This window comes from Streptomyces sp. SAI-135, from assembly GCF_029893805.1.
Classification (GTDB): domain Bacteria; phylum Actinomycetota; class Actinomycetes; order Streptomycetales; family Streptomycetaceae; genus Streptomyces.
In genome coordinates this window covers 4,641,890-4,657,666 of sequence record NZ_JARXYP010000002.1, presented here as the reverse complement: position 1 = coordinate 4,657,666, position 15,777 = coordinate 4,641,890, and the positions used below count along the sequence as shown (strand labels likewise).

8 protein-coding genes, 1 pseudogene and 1 riboswitch are annotated in these 15,777 nt (G+C 69.8%); of the genes and pseudogenes, 5 read left to right on the top strand and 4 right to left on the bottom strand.

Features of this window, described 5'->3' with window-relative positions:
* Nucleotides 1-197 precede the first annotated feature (197 nt).
* Nucleotides 198-2,015, bottom strand: a complete 1,818-nt coding sequence (locus tag M2163_RS25535) for a YibE/F family protein (protein ID WP_280850537.1) — start codon at nt 2,013-2,015, stop codon at nt 198-200.
* Nucleotides 2,016-2,087: 72 nt separating this feature from the next.
* Nucleotides 2,088-2,277: riboswitch (TPP riboswitch) on the top strand.
* Here M2163_RS25535 and thiC point away from each other — a divergent pair.
* Entirely contained in the window at nt 2,270-4,048 is a 1,779-nt protein-coding gene (gene thiC / locus M2163_RS25530; protein ID WP_280895137.1) for a phosphomethylpyrimidine synthase ThiC, read from the top strand. Its footprint overlaps the riboswitch before it by 8 nt.
* A 128-nt stretch (nt 4,049-4,176) precedes the next feature.
* Here the strand turns inward: thiC and M2163_RS25525 are convergent.
* From M2163_RS25525 to M2163_RS25515, 3 genes and pseudogenes are all read right to left on the bottom strand, one after another.
* Nucleotides 4,177-5,034 (bottom strand): annotated as a pseudogene (locus M2163_RS25525) (hypothetical protein); the annotation flags it as partial.
* Between the two features lie 193 nt (nt 5,035-5,227).
* On the bottom strand, nt 5,228-6,292 hold the full coding sequence (locus tag M2163_RS25520) for a metallophosphoesterase (RefSeq protein WP_280895136.1): 1,065 nt from the start codon (nt 6,290-6,292) through the stop codon (nt 5,228-5,230).
* Between the two features lie 516 nt (nt 6,293-6,808).
* A complete protein-coding gene (locus M2163_RS25515) occupies nt 6,809-7,921 on the bottom strand; it encodes a LacI family DNA-binding transcriptional regulator (protein ID WP_078959685.1) in 1,113 nt (370 codons plus the stop codon).
* A gap of 438 nt (nt 7,922-8,359) precedes the next feature.
* Between M2163_RS25515 and hisC the strand changes: the two genes are divergently transcribed.
* The 4 genes from hisC (at nt 8,360) to cydD (ending at nt 15,752) form a co-directional block, all read left to right on the top strand.
* Complete coding sequence (hisC, locus tag M2163_RS25510) at nt 8,360-9,436, top strand: histidinol-phosphate transaminase (RefSeq protein ID WP_280895135.1); 1,077 nt, start codon at nt 8,360-8,362, stop codon at nt 9,434-9,436.
* Between the two features lie 233 nt (nt 9,437-9,669).
* Nucleotides 9,670-11,178, top strand: a complete 1,509-nt coding sequence (locus M2163_RS25505; protein ID WP_280895134.1) for a cytochrome ubiquinol oxidase subunit I — start codon at nt 9,670-9,672, stop codon at nt 11,176-11,178.
* Between the two features lie 18 nt (nt 11,179-11,196).
* On the top strand, nt 11,197-12,201 hold the full coding sequence (cydB, locus tag M2163_RS25500; RefSeq protein ID WP_280850544.1) for a cytochrome d ubiquinol oxidase subunit II: 1,005 nt from the start codon (nt 11,197-11,199) through the stop codon (nt 12,199-12,201).
* Between the two features lie 59 nt (nt 12,202-12,260).
* A complete protein-coding gene (cydD, locus tag M2163_RS25495; protein ID WP_280895133.1) occupies nt 12,261-15,752 on the top strand; it encodes a thiol reductant ABC exporter subunit CydD in 3,492 nt (1,163 codons plus the stop codon).
* Nucleotides 15,753-15,777 lie beyond the last annotated feature (25 nt).

The following is a 15,777-nucleotide window of genomic DNA, read 5'->3' as shown; positions in this document are numbered from 1 at the left end:
ATAGGACGGGAGGGTGCAGGAACGCTTCTGCCCCGGCCTGCGCCGGGTTCGCGAGGGCGCTCCGACGGAGTTCTGCGGTGGGCGTGCCCCAGGAGGACTCTGGACTGGGCACTGAGAACCGATCACCGGACCCCTGCGGTCAGGGGAGCCAGGAGGTGGCGCCGACCCCGGCCCAACCCCTGGGCGTCCCCGTGACATCAGCGCCTGCGCCGCCGCCCCTTGCCACCACGCCCGGCCGCCGGACGGCTGTCGGCCGTGCCCGCGCTCACGCTGGTCGCCGGGGCCGGCACCGACGCCCCCGCCGTCTCTACGCCCGGTCGGTCGGCCGAGACCACGAGGGCCGCGAGGGCCGTGGTGACCGGCACCGAGGCGACAAGGCCGATCGAGCCGACCAGCGTGCGCACGATCTCCTCCGCGACCAACTCGCTGTTGGCGACGGTCCCCACGCTGGACTGCGCGATGGAGAAGAGCAGCAGCAGCGGCAGCGCGGCACCGGCGTAGGCGAGGACGAGCGTGTTGACGACGGATGCGATGTGGTCGCGGCCGATCCGGATACCCGCGCGGTACAGCCCGCGCCAGCCCATCGTCGGGTTGGCCTCGTGCAGCTCCCAGACCGCCGAGGTCTGCGTGACCGTCACGTCGTCGAGGACACCGAGCGAGCCGATGATGACGCCGGCGAGCAGCAGACCGCTCATGTCGATCGTCGGATAGAGCCCGTGGATGAGCCCGGTGTTGTCGTCCGTGTTGCCGGTCAGCGCGGCCCAGTCGATGAACGCCGAGCCGAGGACGCCGATCAGCAACAGGGAGATCAACGTGCCCAGCACCGCCACTGAGGTGCGGGCGGACAGACCGTGACACATGTAAAGGGCGATCAGCATGATGGCGCTCGACCCGATCACCGCCACGACCAGCGGGTTCGAGCCCTGGAGAATCGCGGGCAGGATGAAGAAGTTCAGCACCATGAAGCTGATGGCCAATGCGACCAGCGCCATGACTCCGCGCAGCCGCCCGACGACCACCACGGCGAGCGCGAAGATGCCGGCGAGCAGACCCATTGGGAACCTGCGGTTCACGTCGGCGACCGAGTACTGCAGATCCCTGGGCGCCGAGGGCTCGTAGGCGACCACGACCTTCTGGCCCTCGTGCAACTGCCGTGTCTGGTCCGGCTGGACGATCTCGGTGAAGGTGCGGCCCTTGTCCTGGCCGGTGTCGACCCGGATCGTCGCCTTCTTGCAGGTGCCGTTCGCCTGCTGCTGGGCGGACGAGCCCTCGGCCGTGGAGGTGTCCCCGGTCGGGGTCTCCCCCGAGGCGTTCACCGACTTGCAGCTGACGCTCACGACCTTGCTGACCGTGGCCTGCTGGGTCTGCCGGTCGAAGCCGACGCCGGTGCGCTCGTGCGCCGGGGCTCCGCCGGGCCAGAGCACGAAGAGCCCCACCAGGACGGCCGCCCCGAACGGGATCAGGATGGCTGCGATGACCTTGCGCAGGTGTTTGGAGACGGGAGCCGCCGGCCCGTGACCATGGCCGTGCGAGTGGCCGTGCCCACCGCCGGAACCGGGCCCGCTCCCATGCCCGTGGCCGTCCCCGGGACCGTGCCCATGTCCGTCGCCGTGCCCACGCCCGTCGCCGGGGCCATAGCCCTGCCCCTCACCACCGTGACCCCCGCCGCCCCCCGGACCGCCGACGCTGCCCTGGCCGGCACGACCCGCGCCCTGATCGTGGCCGTGACCCTGGCCGTACCCGGGACCACCACCACGTCCGCCACCGGACCCCTGCCGCTGCCCCTGCTCATGCTCGTGCCAGCCGCCGACCCCGCCGTTTCCACCGGCTCCGCCGACTCCATCGGTCCCGCTCCCGCCGAAGCCCCGGCCGTCTCCGAAGCCCCGGCCGTCTCCGAAGCCGTCACGGGAGCCGCTGCCAGGGCCGTGTCCTGTACCGGGCCCAGGGCCGTTTCCGGAGCCCGGTCGGCGCGGGGGCTCGGGGGGCGGGTACGGGGGCTGATGCGTCGTGGTCACCGCCCGATCATCGCAAGAACGACAGGGGCCCCCTGTTCACCGCGCCCGAATTGACGCTAGCGTGGAGCCACCTTTTGTACACGCGGGAGCTCGGAGCACCGGGCTGAGAGGGCGCTGACCTCCGTCCCAGCGATGTTTCACGTGGAACGTCATCTCCAGCGAGTGACGTTCCCCACGAAATGTCGGCAGACGGAAACCGCTGCGTCGACCGCCGAACCTGTTACCGGGTAATGCCGGCGTAGGGAGTAGGTCTCATGACCAACAAGGACGCGCGCACGCCTGCCTCCGACCAGCTCGACGCGGAGGCCGGGAAGTCCATCGGCTGGCACAAGGCGTACATCGAGGGCTCACGCCCCGATCTGCGGGTGCCGGTCCGCCAGGTGCACCTCACCAACGGGCAGTCGGTCACGCTGTACGACACGTCGGGCCCGTACACCGATCCGCTCACCGAGACGGACGTCCGCCGGGGCCTCGTGCCACTGCGGGAGAACTGGATCATCGCCCGTGGGGACACCGAGGAGTACGCGGGCCGTCCCGTGCGCCCCGAGGACGACGGGATCAAGCACACCTCGCCCCGGGGCGGCCTGCGTAACCTCGACGCTGTCTTCCCGGGGCGGTCCCGCCAGCCGCGCCGTAGCCGTGACGGCCAGGCGGTCACCCAGCTCGCCTACGCACGCCGCGGCGAGATCACCCCCGAGATGGAGTACGTGGCCATCCGGGAGAACGTCTCTCCCGAGGTCGTTCGGGAGGAGATCGCGGCGGGCCGAGCGGTCCTCCCGGCGAACGTGAACCACCCGGAGATCGAGCCGATGATCATCGGCAAGCGGTTCCTGGTGAAGGTCAACGCCAACATCGGCAACTCCGCGGTGACCTCCTCCATCGAGGAGGAGGTCGAGAAGATGACCTGGGCGACCCGCTGGGGCGCCGACACGGTCATGGACCTGTCGACCGGCCGCAACATCCACACCACCCGTGAGTGGGTGCTGCGCAACTCCCCCGTCCCCATCGGCACGGTGCCGCTCTACCAGGCGCTGGAGAAGGTGGACGGCCGCGCCGAGGAACTGACCTGGGAGATCTACAAGGACACGGTCATCGAGCAGGCCGAGCAGGGCGTGGACTACATGACGGTCCACGCGGGCGTGCGCCTGCCGTACGTACCGCTGACGGCCAACCGCAAGACGGGCATCGTCTCGCGTGGTGGCTCGATCATGGCGGCCTGGTGCCTGGCGCACCACAAGGAGTCGTTCCTGTACGAGAACTTCGAGGAACTGTGCGAGATCCTCGCCGCCTACGACGTCACGTACTCGCTGGGAGACGGCCTCCGGCCCGGTTCGATCGCGGACGCCAACGACGAGGCGCAGTTCGCGGAGTTGCGCACGCTCGGGGAACTCAACCGGATCGCGAAGCGTTTCAACGTACAGACCATGATCGAGGGCCCGGGGCATGTCCCGATGCACAAGATCAAGGAGAACATCGACCTTCAGCAGGAGATCTGCGATGAAGCTCCGTTCTATACGCTCGGCCCGCTGACCACCGACGTCGCGCCGGCCTACGACCACATCACCTCCGGCATCGGCGCCGCGATGATCGCATGGTGGGGCACGGCGATGCTCTGCTACGTCACGCCCAAGGAGCACTTGGGCCTGCCCAACCGGGACGACGTCAAGACGGGGGTCATCACCTACAAGATCGCCGCCCACGCGGCCGACCTCGCCAAGGGACACCCGGGCGCCCAGGAGTGGGACGACGCCCTCTCCGACGCTCGGTTCGAATTCCGTTGGGAGGACCAGTTCAACCTGGCCCTCGACCCCGACACGGCCCGGGAGTTCCACGACGAGACCCTCCCGGCCGAACCGGCCAAGACGGCTCACTTCTGCTCCATGTGCGGGCCGAAGTTCTGCTCGATGAAGATCTCCCAGGACATCCGCCGACGCCACGGCGACAGTCAGGAGGAGATCGAGGAGGGCATGGCCCAGAAGTCGAAGGAGTTCGCGGCGGCGGGCAACCGGGTCTATCTGCCGATCACCGACTGAGAAGGCCAAACCGTCGACGGCCGAACCGTCAGCGGGTGAACCGTCGGCGAGTGGCCCGCGGCCGGGTCTTCGGCTTGCGCTCCCCGTGGTGGGGGCGCAAGCCGAGGGGCTGTGCCGGGTGCTACTCCCGGCTGGTGCTCCGGCCCCCCGAAGTCCGGGCTGGTGTAGTCCGGGCTGGTGAAGCTCGGACGGGCACCGGAGGCTCCGTCGTCCGGACTGCTGAAGCCGGGGCGGTCGTAGCCGAGGCTGGGCATCCGGCTGGTCGGTGCGGGTGGTGCCGTGTGGTGCAGTGCGGCGGTGCCGGGGTCGGCCAGGGCCTCCCTGAGGAAGGGGAGGAGACCCCGTTCCAGCAGCGCCTCGCGCCAGTCGTCCCTGGCCCGTGCCACCTCCTCGCTGAGCTCGCCGTACCCCGCGTCCGGCGAGGGCCGGTTGCGCAGCGCGGTGATCAGCAGGCCGACGGCGGCGACCAGGATGGCGGCCGCGGTCAGCGCGCCGAACACCCATCCGATAGTGATCATCGCGTGGGCGAACGCCGGCGGGGGGCTGAGCATCTGGAGGATGTAGCCCACGAGCAGGAAGATCGCCGCGGCGATTCCGGCGAGGACGGGCGTCAGGACGGCGGCGACGGCGACGGCGCCCGCACCGGCGGTCTCGGCGACCTCTCCCATGGTGGTGGCGAGCCCCATCGCACCCGTGCCCGACTCGGCGGGGCCGGGTTCGTGCACGGACGACAGGGTGGACGGCGTCGCCGGGCGGCGCTGTTCCTCGCGGACCTTCACGTAGTGCTGGTACTCGGTCGCCGCGGCCGCCGTGATGATCGCGGTGGCGTTGAGCGCCATGGTGCGCAGCTGTTCGGGATTCAGCCGCTGTCCGACGGCGGCCAGTTCGGGACGGTGTGGTGCGGAGCGCAGCGCCCCATCGAGGATCCGCTCGTACTCCTGGCGGTCCTCGCTGTGCAGGTGCTGCGGAACGCTGTTCATGTGCATCCCCCGATGCTCCGTAGGGCTTGGGGCTCGCATGACAACGAGCCGTCGGGCAGAAACGGAGGGGAGCCTGCTACGGATAAGCAGATGGTAGAGCGGTCACGGCACAGGGTGACAGGGGGTTTCCAGAAATTGGCCTCTGGCCTGCGCGGTCGACGGGCGGCCCGTCCTGGGGGAACCTCTGCCCCGTGAAGGCTCAGATATCCAGGGGCAGTTGCTGGACCAGCAGTTTTCCGGCCATGGTCACTCCGCCGTCCATCGCGATGGCCAGGCCGTCGGCGTAGACGTGCGGTCCCTCGACCACCGGACCGGATTCTTCCTTGTCCTCCTCGGAGCCCACTTCGCCCAGCAGATAGGGGATCGGGCTGTGGCCGTGCACGATGCGGCTGCCGCCGTAGGTGTCGAGCAGGGAGCGCACGTGGTCGGCGCCGCCTTCGTCGCGGAAGGAGAAGCGCTTGGTGAACTTGCGGAACAGGTCCCACACTTCGTCCGCGTCGTTGCGCGTGAGGGTCTCGCGGACGGTGTCGTTGACCGCCTCGATCGAGTCGCCGTAGTCGAGATAGGCGGTGGTGTCGGAGTGCACGAGCAGATGGCCGTCGACCTCCTCGACGGCGTCGAGCCGGGCCATCCACTGCAGGTGGTGGTCCTGGAGGCGGTCCATGTCGGTCTTCTGCCCGCCGTTGAGCAGCCAGGCGGCCTGGAAGGTGGCGGTGCCCGCGCCGGAGTTGACGGGGGTGTCGCCGAACCGCTTGGCGCCGATCAGCAGCAGCTCGTGGTTGCCCATGAGGGCCTTGCAGTAGCCGCCCGCCGCGGCGGCCTCCGCGGAGAGCCGCATCACGAGGTCGATGACGCCGATGCCGTCGGGCCCGCGGTCGGTGAAGTCGCCGAGGAACCACAGCCGGGCGGTGCCCGCGCACCAGTTGCCCGCGGCGTCGACCAGGCCCTTCTCGTGGAGGGCGGCCATCAGTTCGTCGAGGTAGCCGTGGACGTCGCCGACGACGAACAGCGGACCGGGACCGTCCACCGCCTGCTCGGCGGGGTCGGCGACGGGCTGGAACCCTTCACCGTGGTCGATGACCGGCAGATCCTGCTCGGTGGGGGTGTACCCCTCCGGGTAGGCCTCCTCGTGGGCGGGAATGACGTCGCCGGGGTGCGTGCTGTGGCCGTACGGACCGGTCTCGTTGACGTACGCGGGCACCCGGAAGTCGCGCAGCACTGCCGTGCGCTCCACCTCGGGTCCCTGACCGGCCCCCTGAGTCATCAGACCCCTCCACCATCGCGCCGCATCTGCACCGCTTCGGACTGCCTGGTCGCAGCGGCCCGCGGTGTCGTGGGCCCATCATAGGAATGCGGATCGCGCCGTGTGATGACCCAGGGGTGGTGAATCGGAGCAAGACTCCTGTTCACCGCGGCATTCGCCCCGATTGGGCCGGGCTTCGACCCCTGCCGGGCGCTCCGCTGCGGCAGCTGTACGGCGGATCGGGTCACCGGCGCGGGAGGCGGCGGATCGCCCCGCGGTGTTGACGGCGGGTGCGGCGGCCGAGGGCCCGGCCACCCTCTGCATCGCAGGCCCAGGCACCCTCGGTGTCGTCGGCCCGGCCACCCTCGGCACCGGGGGCCCCGACACCCTCGGGACCGACCAGGAGCCTGGACGCCCGGGAACCGCACCGCCGTACACCCGGCCGCACCACCGCACCACCGCACCACGGCACCACCGCACCCGCCCCCGTCGACCGGAGCCGCTGGTTCGCCGCGCCCCGATCCGCCGACCGACGGCCTACTCCTCCTCGGGCGACCGCGGCGGGCTGACCGTCGTGCGCGGGGCACGCCGCTGGGACGAGGTGCGCACGATCAGCTCGGTCGGTATCACCTGCTCGACCGGCTGGTCCGATTCGACCCCTTCGATGGCGTCGATGAGGAGCTGGATCACGGCCGTGCCGATGCGTCGGGGCTTGAGGGAGAGCGTGGTGACGGGCGGCTCGGTGCTGGCGTACACGGTGGACTCGCTGCAGCAGACGATGAGCAGGTCGTCCGGGACGCGCAGTCCGTAGCGGCGGGCGGCGGCCAGCAGGTCCGTGCCGTTCGGGTCGAACAGGCCGTAGACCGCGTCGGGCCGGTCCGGGCGGGCGAGCAGCCGGTCGGCGGCGACGGCGCCCGCACACGGATCGTGCGCCGGGTAGGCCTCGTAGACCGGGTCCTGGCCCACCCGCTCGCACCAGCGCAGATACGCGGTGGTCGACAGATGGGTGTACGTGTCCGTCGTCGTCCCGGTCAGCAGGCCGATGCGGCGGGCGCCGGCGTCGGCCAGATGGTCGAGGATCCCGAGGACGGCGGCCTCGTGGTCGTTGTCGACCCAGGCGGTGACCGGGAGGGCGCCGGCCGGGCGCCCGTCGGAGACCACCGGCAGACCCTGTCGGACCAGTTCGCTGACGACCGGGTCCTGGTCGGACGGGTCGATGACCACCGTGCCGTCCAGGGCGACGTTCGACCACACGTCGTGGCGCGAGGTCGCCGGCAGGATGACCAGGGCGTAACCGCGGGCCAGCGCGGCCGAGGTGGCGGCCCGCGCCATCTCGGCGAAGTACGCGAACTCGGTGAAGGTGAAAGGTTCATCCCCGTATGTCGTCACGGTCAGGCCGATGAGCCCCGACTTGCCGGTACGGAGGGTTCTGGCCGCGGCCGAGGGCCGGTAGCCCAGTCGGTCGGCGACCTCCCTGACATGGCGGCGGGTGGCGTCCGGGAGCCTGCCCTTGCCGTTCAGGGCGTCGGAGACGGTCGTGATGGAGACTCCGGCGGCGGCGGCCACGTCTCTGATGCCCGCCCGGCCCGGCCGGCTGCCTCGACGTGAGGTTTCCGCGCGGCTCACCTGGTGCTTCCCTGCTGCTGTCATGGCGAGCCGATAGTAGGGCTCATGCGGTGGGGTAGGGCGGACGCATATGCACGCGTTGACAGGCACGTTTCTGCAAGGTCATTTGGTGTCAACTGCCTTTGAAACAGAGTCAGTTAAACGATCCAATGGCACTACGTAACTTGTCGGCGCGCATGGGCCTGCCAAGTCCCCGATGTTTCGAAGAGGTCTCAACTCACCTGCACGGGTGATGCGCGCTACGGCGTGAGCCACCGGCGCATAGATATATGTGACCGCGCCCCTTGATTCGTCTGTCTTCGTACGGTGATGCCCCTGATGCCTGTGGGGCGGATGAGGTTGGTTCTCACCTGTACGCAGCGGCGCGCAATCCTCATAAGGTGAGCAGTATTGGAAGCCGGCTGCCGGAGTCGGCCGCCATGAGTCGGTGGTCATGAGTCGGTGGTCATGAGGAGGACTGCGGTGAGCGAGACAAGCCCCAAGCTGCGCGCCGAGCTGGAGGGTATTCCCACGTACAAGCCGGGCAAGCCCGCCGCCGACGGTCCGGTGGCCTACAAGCTGTCCTCCAACGAGAACCCGTATCCACCGCTGCCCGGTGTGCTGGAGACCGTGACGGCCGCGGTCTCCTCCTTCAACCGCTACCCGGACATGGCCTGCACGTCCCTGATGAACGAGCTGTCCGAGCGCTTCGGTGTCCCGCTCTCCCATCTGGCCACGGGCACCGGCTCCGTCGGTGTCGCCCAGCAGCTGATCCAGGCGACCTCGGGACCGGGTGACGAGGTGATCTACGCCTGGCGCTCCTTCGAGGCGTACCCGATCATCACGCAGATCAGCGGTGCCACCTCGGTGCGGGTGCCGCTGACGCCGGGTGATGTGCACGACCTGGACGCGATGGCCGACGCGATCACCGACCGGACTCGGCTGATCTTCGTCTGCAACCCCAACAACCCGACGGGCACGGTCGTGAAGCGGGCCGAGCTGGAACGATTCCTCGACCGGGTGCCGAGTGATGTGCTGGTGGTGCTGGACGAGGCCTACCGCGAGTTCATCCGCGACCCCGAGGTGCCGGACGGCGTGGAGCTGTACCGCACCCGCCCGAATGTCTGCGTCCTGCGTACCTTCTCCAAGGCGTACGGTCTCGCGGGCCTCCGGGTGGGCTTCGCGATCGCCCATGAGCCCGTGGCCGCGGCGCTGCGCAAGACAGCGGTGCCCTTCGGGGTGAGCCAGATCGCGCAGGAGGCGGCGATCGCCTCGCTGCGGGCCGAGGACGAGCTCCTGGGCCGGGTCGGCTCGCTGGTCTGCGAGCGCAACCGTGTGGTGGAAGGGTTGCGAGCCCAGGGCTGGACGGTGCCCGAGACCCAGGCCAACTTCGTCTGGCTGCGGCTGGGGGAGCGCACGGCCGACTTCGCGGCGGCGTGTGAGCAGCACGGTGTGGTCGTCCGGCCCTTCGCCGGCGAGGGCGTGCGGGTGACGGTCGGGGAGGCCGAGGCGAACGACATCTTCCTGAAGGTGGCGGAGGGCTTCCGCAAGCAGCTGTGACGCGCGGCGAGTGACTCTGTGGAAGGCCGGGGTTTCACGTGAAACCCCGGCCTTCTGTGCGCCAGGGGCCGATCGGTCCCTTCAGATGTGACCTATCGGACCCGCTCAGGGACCCCCCGCCCATCCCGCGTCGAACTGCCATGCGTCATAATTGCTTGTGAATGTGAACGCTTTCACAAGCGCTCGCTTTACAAGCATTTGTTCCACAAGCCTGTGAGGTAAGGAGCGGCGACGTGGACCTGGCTCTGGCGCCGGAGACCCTGGCGCGCTGGCAGTTCGGCATCACCACCGTCTACCACTTCCTGTTCGTCCCCCTGACGATCTCCCTGGCCGCCCTCACGGCGGGCCTCCAGACCGCATGGGTGCGCACGGAGAAGGAGAAGTACCTCAGGGCCACCAAGTTCTGGGGCAAGCTCTTCCTGATCAACATCGCGATGGGCGTGGTCACCGGCATCGTGCAGGAGTTCCAGTTCGGCATGAACTGGTCCGACTACTCGCGGTTCGTCGGTGACGTCTTCGGTGCCCCGCTCGCCTTCGAAGCACTGATCGCCTTCTTCTTCGAGTCCACCTTCATCGGCCTGTGGATCTTCGGCTGGGACAAGCTGCCCAAGAAGGTCCACCTGGCCTGCATATGGATGGTCTCGATCGGCACGATCCTGTCGGCGTACTTCATCCTCGCGGCCAACTCGTGGATGCAGCACCCCGTCGGCTACCGGATCAACAAGGAGCGGGGCCGCGCCGAACTCACGGACTTCTGGGCGGTGCTGACCCAGAACACCGCGCTCACCCAGGTCTTCCACACCATGTCGGCCGCCTTCCTGACCGGTGGCGCCTTCATGGTCGGCATCGCGGCCTTCCATCTGTTCCGCAAGAAGCACATCGCCGTGATGAAGACCTCGCTGCGCCTCGGCCTCGTCACCGTGGTCGTGGCCGGCATGCTCACCGCGATCAGCGGTGACACGCTCGGCAAGGTCATGTTCAAGCAGCAGCCGATGAAGATGGCCGCCGCCGAGGCCCTGTGGGACGGCCAGGACTCCGCACCCTTCTCGATCTTCGCCTACGGCGACGTGGAGAAGGGCCACAACAGCGTGGCCATCGAGATCCCGGGCCTGCTGTCCTTCCTCGCCAACGACGACTTCACCTCGTACGTCCCCGGCATCAACGACGTCAACAAGGCCGAGCAGCAGAAGTACGGGCCGGGCGACTACCGTCCCAACATCCCCGTCACCTTCTGGGCCTTCCGCTGGATGATCGGCTTCGGCATGGCGTCCTTCGCCATCGGTCTCGCCGGACTCTGGCTGACCCGCAAGAAGTTCATGCTCCCGCAGCACCTGAGGGTCGGCGAGGACGAGGTGCCGCACCTGGTCCTGTTCAAGAACAAGGCCCTCAGCCCCAAGCTCGGCAGGCTCTACTGGCTCGTGGCGATCTGGACCCTGGGTTTCCCCCTGATCGCCAACTCCTGGGGCTGGATCTTCACCGAGATGGGCCGCCAGCCGTGGGTCGTCTACGGCGTCCTGCAGACCCGGCACGCGGTCTCCCCCGGCGTCTCCCAGGCCGAGGTCCTCATCTCGATGCTCGTCTTCACGGCTCTGTACGCCATCCTCGCCGTCGTCGAGGTCAAGCTGCTCGTGAAGTACGTCAAGGCCGGCCCGCCCGAGCTCAGCGAGGCCGACCTCAACCCGCCCACGAAGATCGGCGGCGACACCCGTGACGCCGACAAGCCGATGGCCTTCTCGTACTAGGCCGAGGGAGATCGAGTCATGGAACTTCACGACGTCTGGTTCGTGCTCATCGCCGTCCTGTGGATCGGCTACTTCTTCCTGGAGGGCTTCGACTTCGGAGTCGGTGTCCTCACCAAGCTGCTCGCCCGCGACCGGACCGAGAAGCGCGTCCTGATCAACACCATCGGTCCCGTGTGGGACGGCAACGAGGTCTGGCTGCTGACGGCGGGCGGTGCGACCTTCGCCGCCTTCCCCGACTGGTACGCGACCCTCTTCTCCGGCTTCTACCTGCCGCTGCTGGTCATCCTGGTCTGCCTGATCGTCCGGGGTGTCGCCTTCGAGTACCGGGCCAAGCGGCCCGAGGAGAACTGGCAGCGCAACTGGGAGAACGCGATCTTCTGGGCCTCCCTGATCCCCGCGTTCCTGTGGGGCGTGGCCTTCGGCAACATCGTGCGCGGGGTGAAGATCGACCAGCACTTCGAGTACGTGGGTTCCCTCTGGGACCTGCTCAATCCGTACGCCCTGCTCGGCGGGCTGGTGACGCTGACCCTGTTCACCTTCCACGGAACGGTGTTCACGGCCCTGAAGACCGTCGGGGAGATCAGGGAGCGGGCCCGGAAGCTGGCGACCCGGATCGGTCTTGTCACGGCTGTGCTGGCGCTGGTCTTCCTGCTCTGGACGCAGGTCGACAGCGGTGACGCCAAGAGCCTGGTCGCGCTGGTGGTCGCCGTGGCCGCGCTGGTCGCCGCCCTGGTGGCCAACCAGGCGGGTCGTGAGGGCTGGTCGTTCGCGCTGTCGGGCGTCACCATCGTGGCCGCCGTGGCCATGCTCTTCCTGACGCTCTTCCCGAACGTCATGCCGTCCTCCCTCGACGCGGACTGGAACCTGACGGTCACCAACGCCTCGTCGAGCCCGTACACCCTGAAGATCATGACCTGGTGTGCGGGGATCGCCACACCGATCGTCCTGCTCTACCAGGGCTGGACGTACTGGGTCTTCCGTAAGCGCATCGGTACGCAGCACATCGCCGAAGCCGCACACTGAGCCCGATATGGGGCATGTTTCACGTGAAACATGCCCTTTGAGAAGAGGGTGTGTTTCACGTGAAACCGATCGACCCGCGTCTGCTCCGATACACCCGGGCCACCCGCCTGTTCCTGGCGGCCGTCGTGGGCCTGGGAGGCGTCGGAGCCCTGCTGGTCATCGCGCAGGCGATGCTCATCGCCGAGATCGTGGTCGGAGCGTTCCAGCACGGCCTGGCGGTTGCCGAACTCCGCACTCCCCTGCTGCTGTTGGCGACGGTCGCCGTCGGCCGTGGACTCGTCGCCTGGCTCACCGAGCTCGCCGCACACCGGGCGAGTGCGGCGGTGAAGTCGGAGCTGAGGGGGCGACTGCTGGAACGGGCGACCACGCTCGGGCCCGGCTGGCTGAGCGGGCAGCGGACGGGTTCCCTGGTCGCCCTCGCCACGAGGGGAGTCGACGCCCTCGACGACTACTTCTCGCGCTATCTGCCTCAGTTGGGCCTTGCGGTGGTCGTGCCGGTGGCGGTGCTGGCGCGGATCGTGACCGAGGACTGGGTCTCGGCGGCCATCATCGTCGGAACCCTGCCTCTCATCCCGGTCTTCATGGTGCTGATCGGCTGGGCCACGCAGTCCCGGATGGACCGTCAGTGGCAGTTGCTGTCGCGCTTGTCAGGCCACTTCCTGGACGTCGTCGCGGGGCTGCCGACGCTGAAGGTGTTCGGCCGGGCCAAGGCGCAGGCCGAGTCGATCCGGCGCATCACCGGGGAGTACCGGCAGGCGACCATGCGGACGCTGCGGATCGCCTTCATCTCCTCCTTCGCCCTGGAGCTGCTGTCGACGCTCTCGGTGGCGCTGGTCGCCGTCACGATCGGGATGCGTCTGGTCCACGGCGAGATGGACCTGTACGACGGCCTGGTCATCCTCATCCTGGCCCCCGAGGCGTATCTGCCGCTGCGGCAGGTGGGTGCGCAGTATCACGCGGCGGCGGAGGGGCTGGCGGCCGCCGAGGAGATCTTCTCGGTGCTGGAGACGCCGGTACCGGAATCGGGCACGGCTGTCGCACCCGCCGGTGCGCTGGCCTTCGAGGGGGTCACGGTCAGGTACCCCGGCCGCTCGGGGGACGCCGTCACGGACGTGTCCTTCGAGGTGGCGCCGGGTGAGACGGTCGCGCTGGTCGGGCCCAGCGGGGCGGGCAAGTCGACGCTGCTGAACGTCCTGCTGGGATTCGTGTCCCCGACCGAGGGGCGGGTGCGGATCGGGGGAACCGATCTCACCGAGGCCGACCTGGAGCAGTGGCGGTCACGCATCGCATGGGTGCCGCAGAGGCCGCAGCTGTTCGCCGGGACGATCGCCGAGAACGTCAAGCTGGCACGACCCGACGCCGACCAGAACGCGGTACGGCGGGCGTTGGCCGACGCGGGAGCCCTCGAGTTCGTCGACGCCCTTCCTCTGGGTTCCGACACCGTGCTCGGTGAGGACGGGGCCGGGCTCTCCGCCGGGCAGCGGCAACGGCTCGCGCTGGCCCGGGCGTTCCTCGCGGACCGTCCGGTCCTGCTCCTGGACGAGCCGACGGCGGCGCTCGACGGGGCGACCGAGGCGGAGGTCGTGGCGGCGGTACGGCGGCTGGCGGCCGGGAGGACGGTGCTGCTGGTGGTGCACCGGCCGGCGCTGCTCGGGGTGGCGGACCGGGTCGTGCGGCTGTCGGAGCCCGCGGCACCGGTCCCCGCGCCCACCGTGACCGGCACGGCCCCGGCGCGCACGATCGAGGCCGTCGGACCCGTGAACGCCGAGCACGGGAAGGAAGAGCAGAACGTCCGGGCGCGCAGCGTTCTCGCCCGTGTCCGTGCCATGTCCGGCCCCCGACGAGGCCGGCTCGCGCTCGCGCTGCTGCTCGGCAGCCTGGCCCTCGGCAGTGCCGTGGGACTGATGGCCACCTCCGGCTGGCTGATCTCGCGGGCCTCGCAGCAGCCGCCCGTGCTGTATCTGATGGTGGCCGTGACGGCGACCCGGGCCTTCGGGATCGGGCGGGCCGTGTTCCGGTACGCGGAGCGGCTGGTGTCGCACGACGCGGTGCTGCGCATGCTCGCCGACACCCGGGTCGCCGTGTACCGGCGTCTGGAGCGGCTGGCGCCCGCCGGTCTGCGCACGGCTCGCCGGGGGGATCTGCTCTCGCGGCTCGTCGCCGATGTGGACGCGCTGCAGGACTACTGGCTGCGCTGGCTGCTGCCCGCCGGTGCCGCCGTCGTGGTGTCGGCGGCCTCCGTGGGCTTCACGGCCTGGCTGCTGCCGGAGGCCGGTGCGGCGCTGGCCGTGGGCCTGCTGGCCGCCGGTGCCGGTGTCCCGCTCATCACGGGGGCCGTGGCCCGCCGTGCCGAGCGCAGGCTGGCCCCCGCCCGCGGGGAACTGTCGACCCGCGTGACCGATCTCCTCACCGGCACCGCGGAGTTGACGGTCGCAGGTGCCCTGCCGGGCCGTGCCGCCGAGGCACGGCGGGCCGACGGCGTCCTCACCCGGATCGCCTCCCGCGCCGCCACCGCCACCGCACTCGGTGACGGCCTCACCGCCCTGATCTGCGGCCTGACCGTCACCGCGACCGCTCTTGTCGGCGCCCAGGCGGTCGCGGCCGGGCGGCTCGGCGGGGTCGCCATGGCCGTCGTCGTGCTCACTCCGCTGGCTGCCTTCGAGGCGGTCCTCGGACTGCCGCTCGCCGTGCAGTACCGCCAGCGGGTGCGCAGGAGCGCGGAGCGCGTCCACGAGGTCCTGGACGCGCCCGAGCCGGTACGGGAGCCGGAGCACGCTCGGCAGGCGCCCGCCTCGCCGTTCCCGGTCGTCCTCAGGGGAGTGACCGCCAGGCACGAGGGCCAGGACCGGGACGCGCTCGCCGGTCTCGACCTCACCCTCGCGGAGGGCAGGAGGATCGCCGTGGTCGGCGCCTCAGGCTCCGGCAAGACGACGCTCGCACAGGTACTGCTGCGCTTCCTGGACGCGGACTCCGGCACCTACACCCTGGGGGGTGTGGACGCCTACGGGCTGCACAGCGACGACGTACGGCGGCTGGTGGGTCTGTGCGCCCAGGACGCCCACCTCTTCGACAGCTCGGTGCGGGAGAACCTGCTCCTCGCCAAGAAGGACGCGAGTGAGGAGGAGTTGCGGGACGCACTGCGGCGGGCCCGGCTGCTCGACTGGGCCGAGAGCCTGCCCGACGGGCTGGACACCCTGGTCGGCGAGCACGGGGCATGGCTGTCCGGTGGCCAGCGCCAGCGGCTCGCGCTGGCCCGGGCACTGCTCGCCGACTTCCCCGTCCTGCTGCTGGACGAGCCGGCCGAACATCTCGACCTGCCGACCGCCGACGCGCTCACGGCCGATCTGCTGGCCGCCACCGAGGGCCGTACGACCCTTCTCATCACGCACCGGCTGGCCGGGCTCGAGTCGGTGGACGAGGTGGTCGTTCTCGACGAGGGGCGGGTCGTGCAGCGGGGTTCCTATGCGGAGCTGGCGGCGGGTGTGGAGGGGCCCCTGCGGGGGATGGCCGAGCGGGAGGCGGAGTCGGAGCTGCTGGTGGCGGCGCGTTGAGGCCCCTCGTGCTGAACCCGTCCGC